The sequence below is a fragment of the Basilea psittacipulmonis DSM 24701 genome, from assembly GCF_000743945.1.
In the GTDB taxonomy this organism is placed as follows: domain Bacteria; phylum Pseudomonadota; class Gammaproteobacteria; order Burkholderiales; family Burkholderiaceae_B; genus Basilea; species Basilea psittacipulmonis.
This window is the reverse complement of sequence record NZ_CP009238.1, coordinates 792,124-819,116: the sequence shown is the minus strand read 5'-3', so window position 1 is coordinate 819,116 and position 26,993 is coordinate 792,124. Positions and strand designations below refer to the sequence as shown.

The following is a 26,993-nucleotide window of genomic DNA, read 5'->3' as shown; positions in this document are numbered from 1 at the left end:
ATTCAAGTAAGCTATCAACTCACAAGAAAACAGTATCGAGCGTGGTTAAATCTTCGTCATGAAGAAGTGCTCCATCTACTAAAACACGCAGAAAACAAGTTACCACCTTCTCATCACATAACAGCTGACGGCCCTGCTATTGAGGCATTTAAAGTATTTGTAAACGGAATCCCGCTGATTACTAACAAGTTACCACCTTCTCATCAAGGGGCGATCGGATCTTCAAAAAAATGGAAAATAATTTAAGCAATGCCAAGTTGCACTAAGTCGATAAACTCGCCATCATGCAAAGGATTGCTAATAATATCGCGGATGTGTTGAGTATGCGATTGTTGAATAATCGCTCGCACTTCAGGAAAACTATTGGCGTGCATCGAAAAATGTTTTAACCCCATCCCTAATAATAATTTTGTATATTTGGGGTCACCTGCCATCTCACCGCAAACGGAAATAGGCTTAGAGAAACGTTCTCCCGCTAAAATAGTTTGCCACATAAGCTTCAATACACCTGGATGTAGCGGATCATAAAGACTGGCTAACTGACTGTCACAACGGTCAATCGCCATCGTATATTGAATTAAATCGTTTGTTCCAATCGAACCAAAATCCAATTGTTTTAAAAAACTATTAATCGCTAAAGCAATCGCGGGTACCTCAACCATGGCACCAATTTGAAATTTCTTAAACGCAACGCCCTCATCTTGCAACCTCACTCTTACTTCTTTTAATAAGGCTACAATGGCGTGAACTTCAGTAATATGCGAGATCATGGGGAACATCACACGCAAATTGCCATAGACAGAAGCACGATATAACGCTCTTAACTGTTTAGTAAACATCTCAGGGCGAGCTAAACAATATCGAATCGCCCGCATACCTAAAGCGTTGGCATCACTATCATCGGAGACGCTTTTATCTAGGTTTTTGTCTTGTCCTAAATCTAATGTTCTAATCGTTACACTACGTTCAGGCCCCATGCGTTCTAACACATAACGATAGGCTTCAAACTGCTCATCTTCACTAGGCAATTCAGAACGTCCCATAAAGAGAAATTCTGTGCGAAATAAGCCAATCCCCTCCGCACCCATTTCTATCGCAAAATCGACCTCTTTAGGCTCTTCTATGTTGGCATATAAGTGAATGGGCTGATGATCTAAGGTGATAGCAGCTCCTTTCTGAGCCATTAGGCCACGTCTTTGAAGATCATAGGCTTCTTTTTTATGGCGGTATAAAGCCAAAATCTCTTCTGTAGGATTGACAATGACTAAGCCTTTTTGTCCATCAACAATCAAGACATCTCGATCACTGATTAAAGACTGCACCTCTCCCATCCCCACCACTGCTGGGATATTCATGCTACGTGCCACAATGGCTGTATGTGAAGTAGCCCCACCTAAAGCGGTCAAAAATGCCGAAAAATCGTGATCTTTTAGACGAATCATATCGGCAGGCGAAATATCACGTGCCACCAAAATCGGATGACGAATTTCATCAAACAATTCAGGATTAATCGTGGAGGATTTATTGGTCAAAAATAAAATAACGCGATGAACCACCTGTTGAATATCGCTAATACGCTCACTTAAATACTCATCAGACATCTGAGAAAATTTCTCAGCAATCAAGGTTTCTTGCGTTTTTAAGGCCCACTCTGCATTGTATTGACGTTCTTTGATGATGGCTTTGGTTTCGTCCAAAAGCATCGGATCTTGTAATAACAAGCTATGTACGGTCAATAACGGAGCAATTTCTTTGGGGGCATCTTGAGGCAGTTGTTTTAAAATATCTTGCAGTTCACGATGAACCTGCAAACAAGCATATTCGAGACGTTGGCATTCTTTTTCAATCTCTTCTTCTGGAATACGGTAGTGTGCAATATCAACTTTTGCACCCCCAATAACCATCGCTTGTCCAATCGCAAAACCACGAACGACACCCTTACCATATAGTGCCAACACACTGCAGTATTTCGTGGTTTTGGAATCTTGCATGAGCTTATTCGCCCTCGCCAAATTTATCGTCAAATAAAGCTTTTATCTGGGTGACCGCTTCTTCTTCATCTTCACCTGTGGCATCAACGGTGACGGTAACGCCTTTACCTGCCGCTAACATCATCACGCCCATAATGCTTTTTGCATTGACGCGTTGAGAAGCACGCCCAATAAAAATCTCGCTTTTAAATGAGTTAGCAAGCTGTGTCAACTTAGAAGCTGCTCTTGCATGTAACCCTAATTTATTACTAATTACTATATCTACTGTTGCCATAAAAATCCAACGTACATTAGTTTGAACACTTATCCGTGCATCGAATCCCTTTAAACGTGCGATCTATCACATAATTACATAACTCATCCAAAGGCTTCGATCTTTTTTCAATCGCTTGTAACAACATAGCAACGCTCGCCCCAGAAAAAATATGTGAAGCAATTCCCTTGGCATGAAGTACTTCTACCACACATGCACCAATATTGTTAGGCGTTGCACCAATCAGATCGCTTAAAAACAATACTTGACTTATCGTCTCATCGTTTTTCATACAGACTTCAATATCGTTCAAAATCTGCACTTTTTGGGTATCCGGACAGACATCAGGCTTTATATCATAAACAAATACTTGCTTTTGGGGACCAAAAACATGTTCTGCTGTCTTTAACAAAGCTGATGCCAATGGATCATGTGCGATCACACAAATCAAAGTATTCACCATATATCAAACTTCAAAAAAAACTACGACAACCTATTCAAGGTCATTGTTATCTTATTTTTTCGTGCGTTTGGGTGCCAATACCATGACCATCTGACGACCTTCTAGTTTTGGCATAGATTCTACCTGAACCAATTCCCCTAAATCGTCTTTTACACGCTCTAAAACTTGCATACCGAGTTTTTGGTGAGCCATCTCACGTCCACGGAAACGCAAGGTAATCTTCGCCTTGTCACCACTTTCAATAAAGCGACGCACATTACGAAGTTTAACCTGATAATCCCCCTCATCTGTAGCGGGTCTGAATTTTACTTCTTTTACGTTTACCGTTTTTTGTTTTGCTCGAGCTTCTTGCTGACGTTTCTGTTCTTGGTAACGGAACTTACCATAGTCCATAATACGACAAACAGGTGGCTGTGCATCGGGTGCAATTTCAACCAAATCTAAATCAGCCTCTTCTGCTTTTTGTAAAGCTTCTGCAATTTTCACCACGCCTAATTGTTCACCCTCTGAATCAATTAAACGTACCTCAGGAACTCGAATTTCCGCGTTAATGCGGTGATTTTTTTCCGTAGCGATGTTAAACACTCCTATAACAGATTAAACATTCGTCTTCAGATTTTTAACGTTATCTTGAAGACACTCGATAAATTTCTCTAATGGCATGACACCTAGGTCTTGGTTACCTCTAGCACGTACGGCTACTGAACCATCCTCTTTTTCCTTATCACCTACCACTAAGATATAAGGAATTTTTTGCATACTTTGTTCTCTAATCTTACGAGTAATTTTTTCTCCTCGCAAGTCTGCAATCACTCTAATGCCTTGTTGTTTTAATTTTGATACAACTTCCTCAACATATTCTTTTTGGGCATCAGAAATATTACAAACAGCGACTTGAACAGGCGATAACCAAGGTGGCATCGCACCTGCATAATGTTCAATCAACATCCCCAAGAATCGCTCAAGAGAACCGAGAATAGCTCGATGCAACATCACAGGAATACGACGTTGATCATTAGCATCCACGTATTCTGCACCTAAACGTACTGGCATGGAGAAATCGACCTGCAAGGTACCACACTGCCAATGACGGCCTAAGGCATCTTTTAAGGTGTACTCAATCTTAGGACCATAAAAGGCACCCTCGCCCTCTGAAATTTCAAAGTCATAGCCACCATGACGTAAACTATCCATCAATGCAGACTCTGCTTTATCCCAGATACTATCCTCACCAATTCGGTGTTCTGGACGAGTCGCTACCTTGTACAAGATATCGGTAAAGCCAAAATCCTGATATACCTTTTGAAGTAATTTTGTAAAGTTAGCACATTCTTCTTGTAGCTGATCTTCCGTACAGAAAATATGTCCATCATCTTGAGTAAACCCGCGAACACGCATAATACCGTGCAAAGAACCAGAGGGCTCATTACGATGACAGGCGCCAAACTCGCCATAGCGAATAGGTAGTTCACGATAGGAGTGAAGATTAGAGTTATAAATCTGAATATGTCCTGGACAGTTCATAGGTTTTAAGCCATACAAACGATTTTCAGATTCCGTTGTAAACATATTTTCTTTATAGTTGTCCCAATGTCCTGTACGTTTCCATAAAGAAATATCCATAATTTGGGGACTACGCACTTCTTGGTAACCATTTTCAACGTAAACGCGACGAATATAAGATTCAATCTGTTGCCACATCGTCCAGCCACGTGGATGCCAGAATACCAAGCCTGGTGCTTCTTCTTGCATATGGAATAAGTCCAGTTCACGACCTAATTTACGATGATCGCGTTTTTCGGCTTCTTCCAACATATGCAAATAGTGATCTTGTTCTTCTTTTGTCGCCCAAGCTGTCCCGTAAATACGTTGTAACATCTCATTTTTAGAGTCACCACGCCAGTAAGCACCTGCGACTTTCATTAATTTAAATACTTTTAATTTACCAGTAGAGGGAACATGAGGACCACGACACAAATCGATGAAATTACCCTCACGATATAAAGAAATCGTTTCATTCGTAGGAATAGAGGCAATAATTTCAGCCTTATACTTCTCGCCTTGTTCTAGGAAAAATGCCACCGCCTCATCACGCGTCCATTCTTCACGAGTCACGGTCTCATTTTTCTTGGCCAATTCTTGCATTTTCTTTTCAATCTTTTGCAAGTCTTCTGGCGTAAAAGGTCTTTTATAAGAAAAATCATAATAAAAGCCATTTTCGATAACTGGGCCAATCGTCACTTGAGCATCAGGGAACAATTCTTTCACGGCATAAGCCAATAAGTGTGCAGTGGAGTGACGAATTAAATCCAATCCCTCTGGGTCTTTGCCTGTAATAATAGAAAGCTTAACATGCTCAGTAATAAGATAACTGGTATCTACCAATTTTTCTTCTTGGTTCGTCAGCACTACTTTACCTGCTAATGCGACTTTTGCCAAACTAGGGGCAATATCATGAGCAACATCTGCCACTGAAACGGGCTTATCATATTCTCGTTTCGAACCATCAGGTAATGTAATTTGAATCATGAGTTTCCTTTATAAATAAAAATGCGACCTATAGTAAACACTCCTATTAGGTCGCATTTCGCAAATGTATGAACGATAAATAAGCAAAAACGCAACCAAAGACACCCTATTATTCATGTGGTCTGCGTAACATTTCTATTCATCGTATAACAATCTATCTCTTAAACATAAAACTGTTCGCCATTTTAACACTTTATAATAAAGTCAAGTAGATAAAGCGAAGAAATCGAAAAGAAAAGCGTCAAAAACGGCAATGAACAAAAATCAAGGTTGTTTTTATGCAACACAAAAGTATAAAAAAATCCGTCTTTGCATGTTCGCAAAAACGGATATATGTCATAAAACGCGAAGTCACTCAGCCATCAAGTGCGTGACGATGCTTTTTTCACGCTTGCCGTACTAGCTTTTTTCGCGGTCGTCGCTTTCGTGCTAGTAGCCTTTTTCGTGGCTGACGCTTTTTTCACGCCTGCTGTGCTAGCTTTTTTCGCGGTCGTCGCTTTCGTGCTAGTGGCCTTTTTCGTGACTGACGCTTTTTTCACGCTTGCCGTACTAGCTTTTTTCGCGGTCGATGCTTTCGTGCTAGTAGCCTTTTTCGTGGCTGACGCTTTTTTCACGCTTGCCGTGCTAGCTTTTTTCGCGCTCGATGCTTTCGTGCTAGTGGCTTTTTTCTTACCTTTGTTTCCTTGGGTATCCAAAGCAAGCTCCAATACTTCTTCAATATTAGAGACAGGAATAATCTTCAACCCCTCTTTCACATTAGCAGGAATATCAGGCAAATCTTTTACATTTTTCTGCGGAATCAAAACGGTTTTTAGACCAGCCGCCAATGCCGCCAGCAATTTTTCTTTCAAACCGCCGATTGGCCACACTTCGCCACGTAACGTAATTTCACCTGTCATCCCTACATCACAACGCACAGGAATACCTGTCAAAGCAGAAACAATCGCTGTTGTAATGGCAATACCAGCAGATGGACCGTCTTTAGGAGTCGCTCCATCAGGTGCATGCACGTGAACATCTGTCTTTTCAATTCGACTTTGGGAGATGCCTAAAGAATCAGCTCTAGCACGCACGACAATTCTAGCGGCTTGCATCGATTCTTTCATCACATTACCCAAAGAACCTGTGAAAGAAAACACACCTTTGCCAGGAACAGCTTGTGCTTCAATAGGCAATAGCACGCCTCCCACTCTTGTCCAAGCCAAGCCATTAACTTCACCTACGGCATTTTCTTTGTCAGCCATGCCAAAATCGTATTTTTCAACACCCAAGAAATGTTCTAATAATTCAGGGGTGACGGTTACTTTCTTCGTTTTAGCTGATTGAGATAGCAGGGTTTCTTTCACGACTTTGCGACAAATCTTACCGATCGCTCTTTGCAAGCCACGCACACCTGCTTCACGTGTATAGAAACGAATGATATGACGTATCGCCTCTTGCGTGAACGTTAATTCTTGAGCAGACACGCCGTTTTCAACCATTTGTTTAGGGATCAGATGTTTAGAAGCAATATTAATTTTTTCATCTTCGGTATAACCTGATAAATGAATTACTTCCATACGATCCATCAACGGTGCTGGGATATTGTCACTATTTGAAGTCGCCACGAACATCACTTCTGACAAATCAAAATCGACTTCCAAATAATGATCTTGGAAAGTGTTATTTTGTTCAGGATCCAACACCTCTAACATCGCCGCTGCAGGATCTCCTCTAAAATCATTCCCCATCTTGTCAATTTCATCTAACAAGAACAAAGGATTGCGAACGCCGACTTTAGAAAGATTAGCAATCACTTTACCAGGAATCGCCCCAATATACGTTCTTCTATGTCCGCGAATTTCGGCTTCGTCGTGTACACCACCTAATGCCATACGCGTGTAAAGACGATTCGTTGCTCGTGCAATAGACTGACCCAAAGAGGTTTTACCCACACCTGGAGGCCCCACCAAGCAAAGGATAGGAGCTTTTAGTTTATCCACACGTTGTTGTACGGCAAGATATTCAATAATGCGTTCTTTGACTTTCTCTAAGCCATAATGATCTTCATCTAAAATGCGAACCGCTTCCTGCAAAGAGGTATTAACCTTGGTTTTCTTTTTCCAAGGCACATCCAACAACACATCTAAGTAATTTCGCACCACCGTAGCTTCAGCCGACATCGGTGACATAAGTTTTAATTTTTTCAACTCAGTCAAAGCCTTTTTCTCAGCTTCTTGAGTCATGCCCGCTTTTTTGATACGTTCTTCTAGCTTATCAAACTCAAAATTCTCATCGCCATCATTTAACTCTTTTTGGATGGCTTTCATTTGTTCATTTAAATGATAATCACGCTGATTTTTGTCAATCTGAGCTTTTACGCGTTCACGAATACGATTATCAACTTGAAGAATTTCACTTTCTTTGTTCAAGTAATGCAATAACTTTTCAACACGTTGTGCTACACGAACTTCTTCAAGAATAGATTGTTTTTCTGGCACCTGCATCGGTAAGTACGAAGCAATAATATCGCACAAATCATCTAAGCTTTCTTCACTACGAACCTTAGGCACCAAATCTTTAGGCAGTTTTTTGTAAAGTTTAGAATAATGAGTAAATTGTTCTTCTAAGACTCTTGTCAACGCAATCTTTTCGGCACTTGATACATCAACTGATGACAAAAATTCATAATCTTGAGAGTAAAAAGACGCGTCTTTCATAATCATTTCATTAATCTTGACACGCTCCATCCCTTCTACTAGCACTTTCAATGTGCCATCTGTCATTCTTAATAACTGAAGAATTTTAGAATAACAAGCTACATCATATAGGTCTTCACTACTTGGCTGTTCGACCGAAGAATCTTTCTGGCCCAACAATAAAATTCTACCCTCATGTCTATTTTCTGCAAAATCCAACGCATTAATAGAAATATCTCTACCAATAAACAAGGTAGTGACTGAATGCGGTAATACTATGACATCGCGTAAGGCGACAATCGGCAAAGGAGTATTGGTAGTCATATGTTTCCTTTTCGATGAATTTTTTCTCTACTATAGAGACTCAAACCTCTAATATGGGGGCATACTAGAGGTTTTCAAGGATCAAATTATTATTTAATCGTTTTAGCGAATTAACTCAGGTTGAGCATCGTCCTCAATGGATTTTTCTGTTATGACCACTTTCTTAACAGTCTTATCTGATGGTATCTCATACATCGTATCGAGTAAACAAGACTCTACAATGGAACGTAACCCCCTAGCTCCAGTACATCGTTTTATCGCTTTTTTTGCAATCGCTTCTAACGCTTTATCCTCTACTTCTAATGTGACATTTTCCATAGAGAAAAGTTTTTGAAACTGTTTTATGATAGCATTTTTTGGTTCAGTTAAAATTTTTGTTAAGGCTTCTACGTCTAAATCCTGTAATGTCGCCACTACTGGCAAACGACCGACTAATTCGGGAATAAGACCAAACTTCACAATATCATCAGGTTCTACTTGGGTAAATAACTCGCCCACACTTTTTTCATCTTTTGAGTGAACCGTCGCCCCAAATCCAATACCTGAACGCTCTGTACGATTTTGGATAACCTTACCCAAACCATCAAAAGCACCACCACAAATAAAAAGAATATTCGAAGTGTTGACTTGAATAAACTCTTGGTTAGGCATTTTGCGTCCGCCTTGAGGAGGGACATTGGCCACGGTTCCTTCGATAAGTTTTAACAAAGCTTGCTGCACGCCCTCACCCGAAACATCTCGTGTGATAGAGGGACCTTCTGATTTTCGAGCAATTTTATCGATCTCATCAATAAAAACAATCGCACGTTCAGCTTGTTCAACATTGTAATCACAGTTTTGAAGCAGTTTCTGGATGATATTCTCAACATCCTCACCCACATAACCAGCTTCGGTCAATGTTGTAGCATCAGCGATCACAAAAGGAACATTTAACTGACGAGCCAAAGTCTGTGCTAATAAAGTCTTTCCTGAACCTGTAGGGCCGATTAACAAAATATTACTTTTACTGAGTTCAACATCATTTTTTGCCTCAGTAGCATCTTCGGCTATTTGGGCGTAACTCAAACGTTTATAGTGATTGTAAACAGCCACTGCTAAGGTACGTTTTGCACGTTCTTGACCAATCACATACTCATCTAAAAACGTTTTAATTTCAATAGGAGTAGGTAATTGTTGAATTTTGTTCTGAGTATCTTTAATTCTTTTTTCATCAATGAGTTTTTGGCATTTTGCCACGCAATCCACGCAAATATAAAGATGACTGCCACCATTGATTAAATTTCTGGTTTCTGATTTAGGTTCACCACAAAAAGAACATTTTAATTGGGGCTTAGATTCTTTGTCAGTTGACATGTCCATTAAACCTCTTAAACTCGATTTACCACGACTTCGTCGATTAAACCATATTCTTGAGCGGCTTTAGCACTCATAAAATTATCACGTTCTGTATCAATGCGAATCTTATCAATCGCTTGACCCGTATTATTCGCTAGAATTTCGTTTAACAACTGTCTCAAATCTAAAATTTCTCTTGCGTGAATTTCAATATCGCTGGCTTGGCCTCTTGCACCACCTAAAGGTTGGTGAATCATAATGCGAGAATTAGGTAAACTGTAGCGTTTGCCTTTCTTACCAGAACTTAACAAAAAGGCACCCATACTCGCGGCAAAACCTACGCATAAAGTGGAAACGTCAGGTTTAATAAAATTCATGGTGTCATAAATTCCTAAACCTGCAGACACGCTTCCACCTGGAGAGTTAATGTATAAAGAAATATCTTTATCTGGGTTTTCCGACTCTAAAAACAATAACTGTGCCACGACTAGGTTCGCTGATTGATCATTTACCTCACCCACCATAAAAACAATACGTTCTTTAAGTAAACGAGAGTAAATATCATAGGAACGTTCACCACGTCCAGATTGCTCAACGACCATTGGAACATAACCCAAGGCAGAGGGTCTTAGAGACTGTCCACCATGTAGGCTTGCATAGAAATCGGAAAACTGACTACTCATTACACATTACCCATTACTTCATTAAATGCCACTTTCTCTTCGCTCACTTTTGCCTTAGACAAAATGAAATCAACGACATTTTGTTCTAACACCAAGTTCTCAACTTCAGCACGACGATTAGCATCTGTTAAGTAGTAAGTTACCACTTCTTGTGGTTTCTCAAAACTCTGAGAAAGGTCTTCAATATAAGCTCTTACTTGTTCTGGTTTTGGATTTAATTTTTCTTTCTCAACCAACTCACGTAGCAATAAACCTAGTTTAACGCGACGTTTCGCATCTTCTTCAAACAACTCAGCTGGCAGATTTACTTTATCCACATCAGGTACACCACGTGCTTTCAAATCAGCCTTAGCTGCTTGCAAGCGTGCTTGTGTTTCCTGAGCAACTAAAGCTTTAGGTAGTTCAAACTCCACTGTTTCAGCTGTTTTATTCAACACTTCTGATTTTGTGCGATTTTGGACACGAGCTTTTACTTCGCGTTCAAGGTTCTTACGCACTTCCACTTTGAAGTTATCTACATTACCGTCTTTTTGACCCAATGTTTTCACAAACTCTGAATTCAACTCAGGTAATACTTGTTTCGCCACTTCTTTAATCGTAATCGTAAACTGTGCTGTTTTACCTGCCACGTCTTTACCGTGATAGTCTTCTGGGAAATGCAAATCAAATGTTTTAGATTCCCCTGCTTTTAGGCCCTCGGCAGCTGCTTCAAATTCAGGAAGCATCTGTCCATTACCAAGCAAGAATGGGAAGTTATCGGCTTTTCCACCTGGGAATTCAACACCATCGATCTTACCTACAAAATCTAAGGTCACACGATCGTTTTTAGCAGCTGCACGACCGTCTTCTTTTTCATACTTAGCACGTTGTAAGCGAATCACGTCAATCGTACGAGTGACATCTTCATCAGTCACATCACATACAAAACGTTTTAGTTCAATTGCAGAAAAATCAGGTAGTGCCACTTCTGGGAACACTTCAAATTTTGCAATAAGATTGATTTTCCCTTCTTCTGCTTCGTCCATTTCTAAAGATGGAACACCTGCGATATTCAATTTTTCTGCCACAGCAATCTCGTTCATTTTCTGACCAGCCATGTGATTAATGACATCATAACGAATGCTAGGGCCATGACTTTTCTCAAGAATACTTAGTGGTGCATGACCTGGGCGAAAGCCTTGAATCTTTGCAGTACGCTGAACACGTTTAAGTTCTTTTTGTACTTCTTTCTCTACATCACCGACTGTCAAGCTGAATTTTACTTGACGCTCTAGACCATTTAGAGTTTCAACCATCGACATTTATTAAACCTTATAAATAATAAAACAATAAAAAAGACAAACCATCCATTTTATCAAAAAAATAGATGGTTATTAATCGTTTAAGCTTTGAAAAAAATTCTATCAAAGACAAAGCCAAATGCAAGGGCCATCACAATGACCACCGAACCCGATACAGCACCTAATAAAGTCGTAAACGCCAATACATAACCTGCTGTACCAAAAATCATACCTAGTCCTGCACGCACGAGCAGATACGCCATTCTTTCATCGAATGGAACGGTTTTAGCACACGAGCAAACTGGTTTAAACCCTGGTTCAGTCGTTGAAACAAAGGCTTTTGTTACCATGGACAATAAGGCACCCATCGCACCAAAAAACATCGCAGTAAAGCTCACGCACCATGTCACAATCAATACCATCAATGCGACCACCATTAGTGCAATTACAAAACCACCATTAGAGAACACTGTTTGACGTTCTTCTACTTGGTTAACTGTATTTTGTTCATCGCTCATCACGATCTCCCTGTTATTAAAAACTCAACTATCATAACATGATTACCGTCTTTTAAAAGCTACTGGCATCAAAATTCTTGCTTTCCTGTATATCAGGAGTTTGCCAATTTCCTTTGACTTCATAATATTTCGTTAAACTCTTTGCCAAGGGTTCTTGTAGCAACCACTGGGACAAAAAGGCCCCCGCTCCCACAAGTGGATTAACTAACACGCCCGTTAGCACGGCGGCCCCACTTAAATCAAACTTTGGCACAACCACTACTCTAAAATCTAAGGCCTTACTGGATAAATCCGTTATCCCTTTTACAAAGATTTTCAGTGTTTGACTATCCACATTTAAATCATCCACCATCATCTTATCTTGATGAATACGACCTTTTAGATTCAGAAAAGAAAATGGCATACCCCCTGATACGGCACTAATCGACGATCCAATATCTTTAATATTTCCCAGTGATTGAATCGACAAAAGACTTAAAAATTTCAAAGCCGAATTATCTACTTCCACAAAACGACCTTGTGATACCTTTAACTCAAACTGAGTATTCACCGTAGCGAAATCTAAATGATTTAAGTCAGGCATTTCCAACTGTCCTGTTAAAGAGCCTTTTCCACCCTCTAACTGTTTTTTATCTTCATGAAATAACGATTCGTAATCACTTAATTTATCAAAGTGAAAATCATAGTTCATCTTTAATTTCAAAGCCTGATTCTCTTGAGCCACTTGAGCATTGAGATTCAACTGAGCATCTGCTGCGGTTAATGTACCATCAAATAAATGCCACTCATCTTCAAGGCGTTGTGCCAAAATCGACACCTTACCCCAATCTTTTTCTTGATAGAAAAGATGTTGAATATTGAACTCAATCGCAGGTAAATCTTTTAGGGTTAATCGCGATGTTTTCTGGGCATTGGACGCATCGGCTTGATAACGAATGGTTAATTTTTCCATCCCACCTATTAATTCCCCCTCGTCCGTTAAAACAAATTGTCCACTATTATCTTTTCCTGACAAATTAAACTGCCAAGCTTTTTCTAGCCGTTGCATGCTCGCTATTTGTGGCCCAAAATGGTTATTCAAATAAACCAAATCGTCTGTTTTTAAATCAATGCGATATAAACTGGGCAAGACGGCTCGAGATTTTTTGCTTGGATTTGATGATTGGAACTCATCAAGCAAGGCCAACCATTCTTGTACATTGACCTGAGGCAAAGACCCTGAAATAACCCAACCATCATGTTGTAATGAAGGTTTTTCTTTTTGGTTGGCCACTAAAATACCACGGTAAAAATAAGGCTTTTTATCATCATTAAAATCATGTTCCAAAGCCAGCCAATAACGTTCACCCAGATTCAACTCCAGCAAACTACTATGTTCTGAAAAAGGTGACCACGTCAGATTTAAGGGATAAGCATCTTTGGCTGTTTTTGTCAGACTACTAGGAAAACGATACGATAGCCCCTGCAAATCACTATTTACCGATAACTTAAACCCTTTTGGCAACAACTTAAACCGTGCATTCATCTTTGTGCTACCTTGCAAACGTTTCATTGCAGGAAACTGGGTATAAGTCAACAAAGATTGGGCCGACAACTGGCTATTAATCTTGAGTTCATCGCTGATTAATTGTCCATCAATCGTCACAGGACTGCCATAAAAAGAACCTTTTACTTGCTGAAAGTTTAAATCTTCTTGCGTAAAATGAAGATTCCCCTCTAAATCCGACAAAACGGGCCAATCAGGACCAATCTGCAAAGTAGATTGATTTAAATTTAACCATCCTGACACTTGGGTATTGTCCACTTCCACCGCAGGAATGTTTAAATTAATCTGACCACGCCATTTTCCTTGTCCACTGGCTTCTTTTAAAAAGTCATGACTGTAGTTTGCGATCGGCGTTTGATTAATAAATTTCAACCAATTCTTTACATCGCTTTCCGCTTGAGATGAAATATGTATCCTTGTGCCACTTTCTAATCCTGTAATCGTGGCTTTCACACGTGTTAAATCAATAGGCAATTCGGGATCATACAAACTGCCTCTGTCCATGCCTGTTTGAATTTCATCACGAATAAAATAAATATAACCTTGCTTACTTGAGATGGGATACCAAGCTTTATGTCCTGTTGAGACCTGATGAAAGTCCAATAATAAATCGTTATAAATGCCTTTTACTTCAAAGTAACCTTTATCTTGGTATCGTCCAAAAGGAAAATAATCCAAATCGCCCGTTAGAACGAAGTTTGCATTTTCAACACTGCCTGTTTTAAAAGCATGTTGCAACCATGAAGAAGCATGATGATTCAAAGTAGATGGTAATAATGTGTACAGCTGTGGCAAACTAACGTAATTCAATTTACCGCTAATATTCACGATGCCAGCGGGTGCTAGGCTATCTTCTCGCCAAATACCTTTGAACTGAATATCGACTTTTTCATCTTTAATCGCCGCATGTCCAATATTCAATACCCCATTATTCCAAGTACCATAAGCATTAAGAGAATGGAGATCAAGTTCTGGCTTGAGTAATAAAGAAGAACGCAAAGCAAGATCATTGACTTCAATCACAAAAGAATGACTCACGTGGCGGTACTGCAATTGTCCATTTTGAATATGTAAAAAACTTAATGGAGCATGTTGAGGATTTTCCCAAGTAAAACTGAGTCCTTTGATAATGGCATCACTAATCACATCTTGGGTAGGTTTCCAAAACTGCCACCATTTCACACCAATAGTAATGGAATCAATCGATAAGTCTTTAACGCCCAAATCATTATCGTCTGACAAATAAATATGGGAAAGCTGGCACATCGGCTTCATCCCGTCAAAATGACAATTTAATTTGTCAAACTGCAATGGAAGCTGAAATTCTTTTTCAACGATTTCGGCCACCAAAGGTCGCCAAGCGTCAATTCTAGGCAATACCCAATAACAGAAAATCAGCCAACCACTGATGCTAAGCGTCATCACAGTAAGTATTGACAATAAAAAAACTTGAACGACTTTACGAAGAAACACAAAAAATCCTCACAGAATAGTTACCTTATTATATGATTATTTAATTCGTCTCATCTAGGAGAATTTGTTATGGATAATGCTTTTGATACAGCCTTAAAATGGTCTCAATACCTACATCATCGCGTTCAATTTAATCCACATCTTCAAGAACAAATCATTCAAGATGCCCAAAACAGCATAACATCCCTAACGATTCAACAGTGGTTTGATGAAGAAAACGCCACTTACCGCTCAGACGATCCCATCGAACAACATAAAATCACGCTTAGATTACTTCGTCAACGAGTATTTAGTGCTTTGATTTTGAGAGATATTGCCCAACAGGCTTCTTTTGAAGAAGTCACTCAAGCCATGTCTGCATTGGCCGATTTCGCCATAAAAATTGCTTACCATGATGTTTATCAATCGCTATGTGAGGTACATGGCACGCCCGTGCATGCTAATGGTTCACCGATGAATTTAATTATTTTAGGAATGGGTAAACTAGGTGGACAAGAACTTAACGTCTCTTCTGATATTGATCTCATCACACTTTACGCTGATGAGGGCGAAACAACGGGCCGACGACCCATTAGTTATCATGAGTTTTTCTCAAGATTGACACAACGTATGATGCCCATTCTTTCCGAACAAACGGCCCAAGGATTTGTATTTAGAACAGATTTGCGATTACGTCCTGACGGCGATTCTGGGCCATTAGCGTGGAGTTTGGAAGCTTTGGAAAACTACCTTATTTTACAAGGCAGAGAGTGGGAGCGTTATGCTTGGCTTAAAGCCAGAGTTATTCCTTTGGGAGTGGATCAAAGTGAAGACCTTAACTATTTAGAAAGCATTCGCCGCCCTTTTGTTTATCGAAAATATCTTGATTTCAATACACTGTCATCACTTCGTCAACTACACGATATGATTCGAGAAGATTGGTCCAAGAAAGTGAATAAACGAAATTTTGTCGAAAACGATGACAACATCAAACTGGGCGATGGTGGTATTCGTGAAGTAGAATTTATCGTACAGGTTCAACAACTCATTCGCGGTGGCCGAATCCCTGATTTACGCGTATCGAATCTCTTAACCGCTTTAGATAAGGAATGTGAATACGGGATCATTGAGCCACAGGATGCCCATTCATTAAAAGAAGCTTATCTTTTTTTAAGACGATTGGAACATTTTATTCAATATCGACAAGATGCCCAAACACACTTACTACCTCATGATACAGACACCTTAACGCTATTAGCCGAAACACTTGGTTTTCCTAGCTTAGAGGTCTTTAAACAAACATTAAATGCTCACCGCAGTTTTGTGAATCAACGGTTTCATCGTGTTTTCCATACCGATCAGGAAGATAATGCAGAAGATCATCAACTTGAAGCTTTGATTCAATCTTCTTTTGAAGCCAGTCAAACTCAAGAAATTAGCCAAAGAATTAAATTATTTTTAGAGGGTTCAAAAATCAGACGGCTTTCAGAAACCAGTCGTAATAAGGTGATGCAGATTTTGCCTCGTATTATTCAAGAAAGTAAACTGACCGCCGAACCCAAGCAAGCCTGTTTGCTTTTTTTAGACTTGTTAGAACATATTGCACAAAGAAGCGTGTACTTATCATTATTTGTTGAATACCCTGCTACCATCACACGTATTGCAAACATGATAGCTGCCAGTCCTTGGGCTGCACAGTTTCTTATCCAAAACCCATTATTGCTTGACTCTGTGATTGATTGGTCACAGCTGATGCAAGAAATTGATTTTAATAGTTTAAAACAACAACTTTCCCAACATTTAAAAGATGCGGTATTACCCGATGGTCGTTCAGATATTGAACAACAAATGAACATTATGCGAGATATGCAAAAGCAAATTCGTTTTCAAATCTTGGCTCAAGACCTCGGTGGCAAAATTCAGGTGGAAACAATCGCTGATTTATTATCGGCTACTGCTGATATGTTCTTGGCATCTGCCCTGAACTGCGTTTGGAAAGATTTAAGAGAAACAAAATTCCCTCAAGCCCCTGAAAACGCGAACTTTGCGATTATTGCTTACGGTCGCTTAGGTGGCAAAGAATTAGGATATGAATCAGACCTAGATATTGTGATGATCTACGATGATAAACGTCCCGAAGCATTGGAACAATACACTTTATTGGCCAGACGTTTAACCACTTGGTTTACTACTATGACCCCCTCTGGACGACTTTACGATATTGACCTGCGACTAAGACCTGATGGAGATGCAGGCTTATTAACCATCTCACTCGATGCATTTAAAAATTATCAGCTCAATCATGCTTGGTTATGGGAACATCAAGCATTAAGTCGAGCACGTTTTGTCGCGGGGGAAACCGCCTTAGGAGAGGCTTTTGAGGATTTTCGAAAAGAAATTCTTAGTCAAGTTAGAGATCCTCAAACACTGAAAAAAGAAATCGTAGAAATGCGTCAAAAAATTAGTGATGGTCATAAAAATCCCACGCCTTTGTTCGACTTAAAATACGATAAAGGCGGCATGGTCGATATTGAATTTATGGTTCAATACCTCATTTTGTCTTACGCTCATCAATACCCTGATCTCATGAAAAATCTCGGCAACATTGCTTTGTTAAAAATGTGTGCCAACTATGGATTTATCCCTCAAGCATTAGGGCTAGAATGTGCCAATATTTATCGTACGTATCGAGCAACACAACACAAGTGTCGGCTTCAAAGCCAAGGGTTAGGACGCGTACCAGTAGAGGATGTGCAAACAGAACGAGAAAAGGTTTGCCAACTGTGGGAAGCCGTTTTTAAACAGCCTAGATAAACTATTTTGACCGTATCACGAGCTGGGCAGATAGAAGAACGCCTATATATGGCGGTGGTTCCTGTTCAGCTCGGCGTTTTGAGATTCCCATACCTCGCTAAGCATTATCAGAGCTTGCCTCCCCTCTGACTGGGGTGCATGTGATGATGATTCCTATACCTTGCTAGGATTGGGGTGCGTGTGGCGGTGATTCCTGTTCAGCTCGATGTTTGAGATTCCTATACCTTGCTAAGCATTATCAGAGCCTGCCTCCCCTCTGACTCAGTTGCGGGTGATAGTGTTTGCTGTACTTTTCTAGGATCGGGTTGCATATGGTGGTGTTTGCTATTCAGCTCGGTGTTTTGAGATTCCTGTACCTCGCTAAGCATTATCAGAGCCTGCCTCCCCTCTGACTGGGTTGCGGGTGATAGTGGTTCCTATATTTTGCTAGGATCGAGGTGCGGGTGACGGTGGTTCTTTTATACATAAAAAATTTCATTGAAAATTATCACAAAAAAATTCACTTACGCTCATGATGGCTATACAATAAACCTAGGAAGTCCTTTCCTATTTTCTTAAACATCTTAAAGGAGAAACTTATGGGTGTAATGAAAGCTGCTGCCTTCATCGACAAAAATAGAATAGAAATTGTTGAGAAGAAAATTCCAGATGTAGGTCCTAACGATGCTTTGATTCGCATCACGACCACGACCATATGTGGCACCGATGTGCATATTTTAAAAGGGGAATACCCTGTTGCCAAAGGTTTAACCGTCGGTCACGAACCAGTGGGAATTATTGAAAAACTAGGTTCAAATGTCAAAGGATATGAAGAGGGACAAAGGGTGATTGCTGGCGCTATTTGCCCAAGTTTTACTTCTTATCCATGTCAGGATGGCTACCCCTCTCAAGATGGTTCTTACCTTATGGAAAATGGCGTTTGCTCATGCCATGGCTATAAAGCAACAGCGGGTTGGCGTTTTGGAAATATGATAGATGGCACCCAAGCCGAATACGTGCTTGTGCCAGACGCACAGGCTAACCTTGCCCCAATTCCTGATGGACTCACGGACGAAGAAGTATTGATGTGTCCTGATATTATGTCAACAGGCTTCAAAGGTGCTGAAAACGCGAACATTGAAATCGGTGACATCGTTGCCATCTTTGCCCAAGGCCCTATTGGTCTATGTGCAACTGCAGGTGCAAGATTAAAAGGTGCCAGCGTCATCATTGCGATCGATGGTAATAACGAACGTCTCGAAATCGCCAAAAAACTTGGAGCAACCGTTACCTTGAACTTTAAAGAAGTCGATATTATTGATGAGGTGATGAAACTGACGAATGGCCGTGGCGTGGACGCTAGTATTGAGGCACTTGGCACACAAAAAACATTTGAACAAGCTCTAGCCATCCTGAAACCTGGTGGCACCTTGTCTAGTTTGGGTGTGTACTCTCAAGACTTAGTCATCCCGTTGAAGTATTTTGCTGCGGGATTAGGTGATCATAAGATTAACACAGCTCTATGCCCTGGAGGCAAAGAACGCATGCGTCGTTTGATGAATGTGATTCGTAGCGGTAATGTGGATCTCAAACCACTTGTCACACACCAATTTAAACTAGACGATATTGTTGAAGCTTATGATCTATTTGCCAACCAAAGAGATGGCGTATTGAAAGTAGCGATTAAACCTTAAATGTATTGTGCTTAAAATGAAGAGAAGCCACGCAAGTGGCTTCTTTTTTTATGTTAGATAATAGATGAGCTTTCTAATAAATCACTAGATGCCTATATCGGACATTATTTTGCGTTCATCATGGCCACTGCTGTATCGAGCATACGGCAAGAGAAGCCCCATTCATTATCATACCAAGCTAATACTTTGACTAAGTGACCATTCACCTTAGTTAAAGTCGCATCAAAGGTACTGGAAGCAGGATCATGATTAAAGTCTATCGACACTAAAGGCAACTCGTTATACGCTAGAATGCCTTTCATTGGACCCTCAGAGGCTTTTTTCACGATAGCATTCACTTCCTCAACCGTTGTTTCTCGAGAAGCTTCAAAACTCAAGTCAACCATCGAAACATTAATCGTAGGAACGCGTACCGCAAAGCCGTCTAACTTACCATTTAACTCAGGTAATACCAAACCTACCGCTGCGGCTGCCCCTGTTTTGGTCGGAATCATGCTTTGTGTGGCCGATCTAGCACGACGAATATCTTTATGATTAACGTCTGTTAATACCTGATCATTGGTATAAGCATGAATTGTCGTCATCAAACCTTTTTCAATGCCTAATCCTTCATGTAAGGCCTTCGCTAAAGGTGCTAAACAATTAGTCGTGCAAGAAGCATTAGACACCACTTCATCCGTTGCTTTCAAAACATGTTCATTCACACCAAACACCACAGTCGCATCCACATCTTTACCACCTGGTGCTGATAATAAAACCTTTTTGGCACCTGCTTCTAAATGAACTTTTGATTTTTCCTTAGAATTAAACTTGCCCGTACATTCCATCACCACATCGATATCAAGCTCTTTCCAAGGTAACTCCAATGGATTACGCGTTGAGAACATACGAATGCGATCGCCATTAACGACCATATATTCTCCATCCACCGCTACCGTGCCAGGAAAGCGACCATGTGCACTATCGTATTTTGTTAAATGAGCATTCGTCTCAATATCGCCCATTGCATTGATCGCAACGATTTCAATATCATGCTTTTTACCCATTTCATAAAATGCACGCAATACATTACGACCAATACGTCCATAACCTGTAATTGCCACACGAATTGCCATTTTTACCTCCTTAATGAATCAGTTCTTTGGCTGTTTGAGCAAGATGTTCTGCTGTCAAACCAAAATGTTTAAATAACACCCCTGCTGGTGCAGACTCACCATAACGATCTAAGCCAAGCACGGCTCCATCGATGCCTACGTATTTACGCCAAAAATCTGTCACACCCGCTTCAATCGCCACTTTAGGCAAATCTTTAGGCAATATGGATTGTTGGTATTGGCGTGATTGACGATCAAATACATTGGTACAAGGCATGGAAACCACACGTGAACCAATTCCCTCTTCTTCCAATAATTGCTGAGCCTTTAATGCAATCTCAACTTCTGAACCAGTCGCCATTAAAACCACTTTAGGGTTTGCTGTTTCTTTTAAGACATACGCCCCATGAGCGATTGCTGCCAGCTGTTCTTCTGTACGTGACACAAAAGGCAGGTTTTGGCGAGAAAGCAAGAGTGCGGTTGGACCACCTTCTTTAACGTCCATACCAACGCTTTCTGGACGAGAAACCGCTTGAATCCAAGCAACCATGGTTTCTGTGCTATCACATGGGCGCCATACATCCAAATTAGGAATGATACGTAAGCTAGCAGCGTGTTCTACCGATTGATGGGTCGGACCGTCCTCACCCAAGCCGATAGAATCATGCGTAAAGACATGAACCACGCGCTGTTTCATCAAAGCAGCCATACGAATAGCATTGCGAGAATAATCTGAGAATGTTAAGAATGTCCCCCCAAAAGGCAGATACCCACCATGTAAGGCAATACCATTCATAATCGCGGCCATACCAAACTCACGCACCCCGTAGTTAATATGACGACCCAATACGCCAGGACGTACGGCCACTGCCCCTTTCCAATCCGTTAAGTTAGACCCAGTTAAGTCTGCTGAACCGCCTAACATTTCTGGCAAGATGCTTACTAATGCGGTAATTGCATTTTGAGAAGCTTTACGTGTCGCAATCGTTTCCGCTTTTTCAGCAACAGCTTTCAAAGCCGCCTGTGCTTTTTCAGCAAAATCAGCAGGCAACTCGCCTTTCATACGACGTTCAAATTCTGCTGCCAATTCAGGATATAAAGATTGGTAACGTGCAAAACTGACTTTCCATTCATTTTCTAAAGCTTGACCACGTTCGACTTGAGACCAAGCCTGATAGATATCTTCTGGGATCTCAAATGCTGCGTAATCCCAGCCTAACGCTTCGCGGGTCGCTTGAATTTCTGCCTCACCCAAAGGAGACCCATGCACACTTGACGTGCCAGACATATTTGGAGAACCTTTACCAATCACTGTTTTACAGCAAATTAAAGTCGGTCCTGCATTGGGCTTTTTCGCATTTGCTTTAGCTTGTTCAATCGCATCAGACACCGCATCAACATCATGACCATCTACATTTCTGATCACATTCCAGCCATAAGCTTCAAAACGTTTCGGTGTATCGTCATTGAACCAAGGCGATACCTGACCATCAATACTGATACCGTTATCATCATAAAGAACGATAAGCTTTGATAATTTCAACGCACCTGCTAAGGAACAAGCCTCATGCGAGACACCCTCCATCAAGCAACCATCACCTACAAACGCATAGGTATAGTGATCAACAATATCATGACCTGGTTTATTAAATTCTAGTGCGAGTAAAGACTCTGCCAAAGCAAAACCCACGGCATTCGTGATACCTTGACCCAATGGACCTGTCGTTGTTTCTACACCAGCTGTGATCCCCACTTCAGGGTGGCCTGGTGTTTTAGAATGCAACTGACGAAAATCCTTAATATCGTCTATACTCACGTCATAGCCCGTTAAATGCAATAAAGCATACAACAACATCGAACCATGACCGTTTGATAAAACAAAACGGTCGCGATCATACCAATTAGGGTTTTTAGGGTGATGACGAAGATGTTTCGTCCAGAGAGCTTGGGCCATTTCGGCCATTCCCATAGGAGCACCGGGGTGTCCTGATTTTGCCTTTTGTACAGCATCCATCGTTAAGGCACGGATGGCATTAGAAATTCGGTTCATGGTATCCTTTCACTTAATGTATCAAAAAACCGTAAGATGTCAAATATGAATGTTAAAATTCTTTAGCATTTTAACACTGTAACCCTTTATCATGGCAACACCACGTTTTTATTGCTCAATCTCATTAAACCAAGAAGAAAAAGTCACGCTATCTAAAGAAGCTAGTCATCATGCTATGCGTGCATTGCGTCTTCATAATGGCGATGAGGTTATTTTATTCAATGGTAAAGGGGGACAATGGAAAGGCAAAATCGACTTTTCAGGGGGACATGCTTGCATCACACAGCTTGAGTTTGAAGCGATTGAACGAGAAACAAAGGGCTCTTTAACCTTAGTGCAAGCATTAGCCAGTAGTGAGAAAATGGATTGGATCATTGAAAAAGCGGTTGAATTAGGCGTTCACCAAATCATCCCTATCCAAGCACAACGCAGTGTTTTGCAACTATCTGGCGATCGTTTAGAAAAACGCATGCAACGATGGCAAAACATCATCCAATCCGCCAGTGAACAATGTGGACGCAATCAACTTTTGTCACTTCAACCTCTACAAACATTGAATACACTTAGTTTTCCTGAAAATAGCTTAGTGTTACTCGCCCACCCCTATGCCTCATTATCTTTGAATGAAGTATTGGCCTCGCATACCGACCAGCCTATTTTTATCTGTGTCGGCCCCGAAGGTGGCTGGTCCTCATCAGAAATTCAAACCTTAACGGACAAAGGAGCGGTATTATTTCAGCACGGACAGCGTGTTTTACGAACCGAGACAGCGGGCATGGCTTTTAGTGCCGCCATCTTTACTTTAAAAAATTGGATGTAATCATTACGACATCTTTCGTTGCCCTTACGCTTATCTTCCGTTAAGCAATCACTTTATCGGAATATTCTCTTACCACCTTAGCCCTTTATATGACCTCATACTGCATCGTTTTTGCACAATCAACGCTATTGCCGTGACAAAACGTCATGCGTAATACTTCATCCAGAAAATTAATGCTGATTTACCTCCCCCTCTTTCATTTATTCGCACTTCTGCTGCCCTGACACAGTCTTAATATTTTTTTAAGATTATTTTGTTTAAAATAGTGCGAAACTTTAAGATTCTTTGATAGTCAAATACTTGTTAACCATCAGTCAATCTACATTATGCTAAGCAAAAAACGTATTATTATTCTTTTAGGTATTCTTGTTGTTTTTATACTGGTCGCTTATCTAATCAGTGCGAGCAAAACGCCCGCCATCACTTATTTAACCGAACCTGTAAAACGAGGTAGCATTGAAAACACGGTGATTGCTAACGGTACCGTACGCAGTTCTAATCGTGTTGAAGTAGGTGCTCAAGTCTCTGGTCAGATAAAGAAAATTTATGTTACATTGGGGCAGTCCTTGAAAAAAGGGGATCTCATTGCAGAAATCGATTCTACCACCCAACAGAATAATTTAAATACGGCTCAAGCCCAGCTAGACTCTTACAAAGCACAGTTACAAGCAAAAGAAACTGCCTATGAAGTGGCGTTGTCTTCTTACAATCGCCTTAAATCACTCTATGCCAAGAAAGCGACGACACTAGATGATTTAAATACCGCTAAAAATACCCTAGCCACTGCACAAGCCAGTATCGCAGAGGTTCAAGCGAATATCAAACAGGCTGAAATCGAGGTGAACACTGCTACAACTAATTTAGGCTATACCAAAATCACCTCTCCTATCGACGGTGTCGTCATTTCTATTCCTGTTTCTGAGGGCCAAACCGTCAACGCCAATCAAAGCACCCCTACGATTGTTCAAGTAGCCGATCTTGACAAGATGCTGATTAAAGCTGAGATTTCAGAGGGCGATATTACAAAAGTTACAGCAGGTTTACCTGTTCACTTCAATATTCTGTCTGACCCTGACCGTATCTATCACAGCACCATTTATTCGGTTGACCCTGCATTGTCCACTTTAACTGATGACAGCTACACCGAGTCTGTGAGTGATACCGATGCCGTATATTACTATGCCAATATTTTAGTCAGTAATGAAGACATGAAATTACGTATTGGGATGACCGCTCAAACAACGATTATCATTGCTCAAGCGGAAAATGCACTTTATGTACCCACATTGACTTTGAAAAAATCAGGTAACAAAACCTATGTCAATGTATTAACGGCCGACAATCAAGTGGAGAAACGTGAAGTCACTACAGGTATTCATGATGATATGAATACAGAAATTACCTCTGGTTTGAATGAGGGCGAACGCGTGATTTCTTCTCAGATTTCAGAGGGTGAAACCGTCAGCAATAATATGCGTGGACCTCGTATTCTTTAATTCTATTCAGGCTAAGCAATCATGAACATTATTGAACTACAAGGCATCAATAAATACTTTGGCTCTGATAACAATCGTACGCATGTCTTAAAGAATATTCATTTGTCTATCAAAAAAGGAGATTTTGTCGCGATTGTAGGGACCTCTGGTTCAGGAAAATCCACTTTGATGAATATTATTGGCTGTCTGGATACCGCTGATTCAGGTTCTTACACGATTGATGGCAAAGAAATCAGCCACTTTAATGCGGATGAACTTTCTGATCTTAGACAGAAAAAATTCGGCTTTATTTTCCAACGCTACAACCTACTTTCCACGCTGAATGCTGCCGATAACGTGGCTTTACCAGCTATTTATTCGGGCATGGATCAAAAATCTCGTCATGAACGGGCCATCAGTCTATTAGATAAACTTGGCTTAAAAGATAAGATTTACAATAAACCTAATCAGTTATCAGGTGGTCAGCAACAACGCGTCAGTATTGCACGTGCCTTGATGAATGGTGGCGAAATTATCCTAGCCGATGAACCTACGGGGGCATTAGATTCGGCCAGTGGTCAGACCGTGATGGAAATCATTCAACAGCTCCATGCAGAGGGTCACACCATTATTTTAGTCACCCACGACAAACAAATTGCCGAGTACGCCAATCGTGTCATCGAAATCAAAGATGGCACCATTATTCGCGATGAAAGCAAAAGCACGGATATTGTAGATAAACCCGTCGAGATTCAACAAGCCAAACGAACTTGGCGATTTTATAAAGACCAATTATTTGAGTCTTTTAAAATGTCGATTCAAGCCATTATTGCTCATAAGCTGCGTTCTTTGCTCACCATGTTGGGCATTATCATTGGCATTACGTCAGTCGTTAGCGTGGTGGCCCTAGGTAATGGATCACAACAAAAAATTCTCTCAAACATTAGTGCATTAGGCACCAACACGATGGACATCATGAATGGTAAAGGCTTTGGTGACCGTCGTGCCGATCGGGTACGCAATCTAACGGTGGCTGATTCGGATATATTAGCTCGCCAAAGTTACATCGTTAGTTCCACTCCTAACAGCTCCGTCAGTGGCACCCTCACCTACGGTAGTAACAGCTATACGGCTTACATCAAAGGCGTGGGCGTTCAATTTTTTGATGTTAAAGGTATCCAATCCATCGAAGGACAATTCTTTACACAAGAACAAGTGAAACATAGCGAACAAGTAGCCGTTATCGATCAAAATACGTTTCAGCAAGTATTTCACTCTGTCTCCCCAATTGGCAAAGTCATTATGGTGAATAAAAAGCCATTACGTATTATTGGAGTAGCCAAAACCCAAAACAACATGGGGATGCAAAGCAACTACCTCAATATCTGGATCCCCTACACCACTGCCATGAATAAAATCTCAGGCGATCGTCATATTGATTCTATTACCGTGAAAGTCAAGGATGATATCAATAGCCAAGTAGCTGAGAAAAACTTAACTGAATTGCTGACCATGCGTCATGGCAAAAAAGACTTTTTCGTGATGAACACCGATACGATTAAGCAAACGATTGAAAATACCACCAATACCATGAAAATTTTGATTTCATCCATCGCTTTGATTTCACTGATTGTAGGCGGTATTGGCGTGATGAATATTATGTTGGTGTCGGTAACAGAACGCACCAAAGAAATTGGCGTACGAATGGCAATAGGAGCTAGACAATCTAGCATTCTCCAACAATTTCTGATGGAGGCGGTATTGATTTGTCTGATTGGCGGTATTACAGGAATTATACTTTCCTTTATCGTGGGCGGAATTTTCAATGCCAGCAGTAGCGAATTTGTAATGATTTTCTCAACGTTTTCCATCGTTGCAGCAGTCTTATGTTCTACCTTAATTGGCGTAATCTTTGGTTATATGCCAGCTCGCAATGCAGCGAGACTAAACCCAATTACCGCCTTAGCCAGAGAATAAAAATAACGGGTTCCTTAGGAACCCGTTATTGACTTATT

The 26,993-nt window shown here is 40.6% G+C and carries 17 protein-coding genes and 1 pseudogene; 5 read left to right on the top strand and 13 right to left on the bottom strand.

Annotated features, from left to right (window positions below; all coding sequences use genetic code 11):
• Positions 1 to 242: 242 nt before the first annotated feature.
• The 11 genes and pseudogenes from ptsP to IX83_RS03485 form a co-directional block, all read right to left on the bottom strand.
• Positions 243 to 1,991: a phosphoenolpyruvate--protein phosphotransferase gene (ptsP, locus tag IX83_RS03535; protein ID WP_038499265.1), complete on the bottom strand. Its 1,749-nt coding sequence runs from the start codon at positions 1,989 to 1,991 to the stop codon at positions 243 to 245.
• A 4-nt stretch (positions 1,992 to 1,995) separates the two neighbouring features.
• Positions 1,996 to 2,265, bottom strand: a complete 270-nt coding sequence (locus tag IX83_RS03530) for an HPr family phosphocarrier protein (protein ID WP_038499261.1) — start codon at positions 2,263 to 2,265, stop codon at positions 1,996 to 1,998.
• Between the two features lie 16 nt (positions 2,266 to 2,281).
• Positions 2,282 to 2,707: a PTS sugar transporter subunit IIA gene (locus IX83_RS08550; protein WP_051919217.1), complete on the bottom strand. Its 426-nt coding sequence runs from the start codon at positions 2,705 to 2,707 to the stop codon at positions 2,282 to 2,284.
• 51 nt (positions 2,708 to 2,758) lie between these two features.
• Positions 2,759 to 3,298, bottom strand: a complete 540-nt coding sequence (gene infC / locus IX83_RS03520; RefSeq protein ID WP_201770265.1) for a translation initiation factor IF-3 — start codon at positions 3,296 to 3,298, stop codon at positions 2,759 to 2,761.
• A gap of 6 nt (positions 3,299 to 3,304) precedes the next feature.
• Entirely contained in the window at positions 3,305 to 5,236 is a 1,932-nt protein-coding gene (gene thrS, locus IX83_RS03515) for a threonine--tRNA ligase (RefSeq protein ID WP_038499258.1), read from the bottom strand.
• Between the two features lie 602 nt (positions 5,237 to 5,838).
• Positions 5,839 to 8,238: pseudogene (gene lon / locus IX83_RS03510) on the bottom strand (endopeptidase La); the annotation flags it as partial.
• A gap of 102 nt (positions 8,239 to 8,340) precedes the next feature.
• A complete protein-coding gene (gene clpX / locus IX83_RS03505) occupies positions 8,341 to 9,591 on the bottom strand; it encodes an ATP-dependent Clp protease ATP-binding subunit ClpX (RefSeq protein ID WP_038501472.1) in 1,251 nt (416 codons plus the stop codon).
• A gap of 14 nt (positions 9,592 to 9,605) precedes the next feature.
• Positions 9,606 to 10,256, bottom strand: a complete 651-nt coding sequence (clpP, locus tag IX83_RS03500; protein ID WP_038499255.1) for an ATP-dependent Clp endopeptidase proteolytic subunit ClpP — start codon at positions 10,254 to 10,256, stop codon at positions 9,606 to 9,608.
• Positions 10,256 to 11,557: a trigger factor gene (gene tig, locus IX83_RS03495; RefSeq protein WP_038499252.1), complete on the bottom strand. Its 1,302-nt coding sequence runs from the start codon at positions 11,555 to 11,557 to the stop codon at positions 10,256 to 10,258. Before tig ends, clpP begins: the two co-directional genes overlap by 1 nt.
• A gap of 80 nt (positions 11,558 to 11,637) precedes the next feature.
• On the bottom strand, positions 11,638 to 12,054 hold the full coding sequence (locus IX83_RS03490; RefSeq protein ID WP_038499249.1) for a hypothetical protein: 417 nt from the start codon (positions 12,052 to 12,054) through the stop codon (positions 11,638 to 11,640).
• A 52-nt stretch (positions 12,055 to 12,106) separates the two neighbouring features.
• Complete coding sequence (locus IX83_RS03485) at positions 12,107 to 15,073, bottom strand: YhdP family phospholipid transporter (protein ID WP_038499246.1); 2,967 nt, start codon at positions 15,071 to 15,073, stop codon at positions 12,107 to 12,109.
• 69 nt (positions 15,074 to 15,142) lie between these two features.
• On the opposite strand from IX83_RS03485, the gene glnE reads away from it, so the two are divergent.
• Positions 15,143 to 17,866, top strand: coding sequence for a bifunctional [glutamate--ammonia ligase]-adenylyl-L-tyrosine phosphorylase/[glutamate--ammonia-ligase] adenylyltransferase (glnE, locus tag IX83_RS03480; protein ID WP_038499242.1), 2,724 nt, complete (start codon positions 15,143 to 15,145; stop codon positions 17,864 to 17,866).
• Between the two features lie 578 nt (positions 17,867 to 18,444).
• Positions 18,445 to 19,539, top strand: coding sequence for an NAD(P)-dependent alcohol dehydrogenase (locus IX83_RS03475; protein WP_038499240.1), 1,095 nt, complete (start codon positions 18,445 to 18,447; stop codon positions 19,537 to 19,539).
• A gap of 104 nt (positions 19,540 to 19,643) precedes the next feature.
• On the opposite strand, the gene gap is transcribed toward IX83_RS03475, so the two are convergent.
• Together gap and tkt are read right to left on the bottom strand one after the other, a co-directional pair.
• The gene (gene gap / locus IX83_RS03470) at positions 19,644 to 20,654 is read right to left on the bottom strand and encodes a type I glyceraldehyde-3-phosphate dehydrogenase (RefSeq protein WP_038499237.1); all 1,011 of its coding nucleotides are present in this window, start codon (positions 20,652 to 20,654) and stop codon (positions 19,644 to 19,646) included.
• A 10-nt stretch (positions 20,655 to 20,664) separates the two neighbouring features.
• On the bottom strand, positions 20,665 to 22,683 hold the full coding sequence (gene tkt, locus IX83_RS03465) for a transketolase (protein ID WP_038499235.1): 2,019 nt from the start codon (positions 22,681 to 22,683) through the stop codon (positions 20,665 to 20,667).
• A gap of 91 nt (positions 22,684 to 22,774) precedes the next feature.
• Between tkt and IX83_RS03460 the strand changes: the two genes are divergently transcribed.
• The 3 genes from IX83_RS03460 to IX83_RS03450 all read left to right on the top strand — a co-directional run bounded on the left by IX83_RS03460 (position 22,775) and on the right by IX83_RS03450 (position 26,955).
• Entirely contained in the window at positions 22,775 to 23,503 is a 729-nt protein-coding gene (locus tag IX83_RS03460; RefSeq protein ID WP_038499232.1) for a 16S rRNA (uracil(1498)-N(3))-methyltransferase, read from the top strand.
• Positions 23,504 to 23,829: 326 nt separating this feature from the next.
• Positions 23,830 to 24,999, top strand: a complete 1,170-nt coding sequence (locus IX83_RS03455; RefSeq protein WP_038499229.1) for an efflux RND transporter periplasmic adaptor subunit — start codon at positions 23,830 to 23,832, stop codon at positions 24,997 to 24,999.
• Positions 25,000 to 25,020: 21 nt separating this feature from the next.
• Complete coding sequence (locus IX83_RS03450; RefSeq protein ID WP_038499226.1) at positions 25,021 to 26,955, top strand: MacB family efflux pump subunit; 1,935 nt, start codon at positions 25,021 to 25,023, stop codon at positions 26,953 to 26,955.
• Positions 26,956 to 26,993 lie beyond the last annotated feature (38 nt).

Coding starts and splice junctions, on each gene's coding strand:
- IX83_RS03460 (WP_038499232.1), top strand. CDS start 22,775: ATGGCAACACCACGTTTTTATTGCTCAATCTCATTAAACCAAGAAGAA.
- IX83_RS08550 (WP_051919217.1), bottom strand. CDS start 2,707: ATGGTGAATACTTTGATTTGTGTGATCGCACATGATCCATTGGCATCA.
- IX83_RS03455 (WP_038499229.1), top strand. CDS start 23,830: ATGCTAAGCAAAAAACGTATTATTATTCTTTTAGGTATTCTTGTTGTT.
- thrS (WP_038499258.1), bottom strand. CDS start 5,236: ATGATTCAAATTACATTACCTGATGGTTCGAAACGAGAATATGATAAG.
- IX83_RS03475 (WP_038499240.1), top strand. CDS start 18,445: ATGGGTGTAATGAAAGCTGCTGCCTTCATCGACAAAAATAGAATAGAA.
- clpP (WP_038499255.1), bottom strand. CDS start 10,256: ATGAGTAGTCAGTTTTCCGATTTCTATGCAAGCCTACATGGTGGACAG.
- glnE (WP_038499242.1), top strand. CDS start 15,143: ATGGATAATGCTTTTGATACAGCCTTAAAATGGTCTCAATACCTACAT.
- IX83_RS03450 (WP_038499226.1), top strand. CDS start 25,021: ATGAACATTATTGAACTACAAGGCATCAATAAATACTTTGGCTCTGAT.
- tig (WP_038499252.1), bottom strand. CDS start 11,557: ATGTCGATGGTTGAAACTCTAAATGGTCTAGAGCGTCAAGTAAAATTC.
- gap (WP_038499237.1), bottom strand. CDS start 20,654: ATGGCAATTCGTGTGGCAATTACAGGTTATGGACGTATTGGTCGTAAT.
- ptsP (WP_038499265.1), bottom strand. CDS start 1,991: ATGCAAGATTCCAAAACCACGAAATACTGCAGTGTGTTGGCACTATAT.
- tkt (WP_038499235.1), bottom strand. CDS start 22,683: ATGAACCGAATTTCTAATGCCATCCGTGCCTTAACGATGGATGCTGTA.
- clpX (WP_038501472.1), bottom strand. CDS start 9,591: ATGTCAACTGACAAAGAATCTAAGCCCCAATTAAAATGTTCTTTTTGT.
- IX83_RS03490 (WP_038499249.1), bottom strand. CDS start 12,054: ATGAGCGATGAACAAAATACAGTTAACCAAGTAGAAGAACGTCAAACA.
- IX83_RS03530 (WP_038499261.1), bottom strand. CDS start 2,265: ATGGCAACAGTAGATATAGTAATTAGTAATAAATTAGGGTTACATGCA.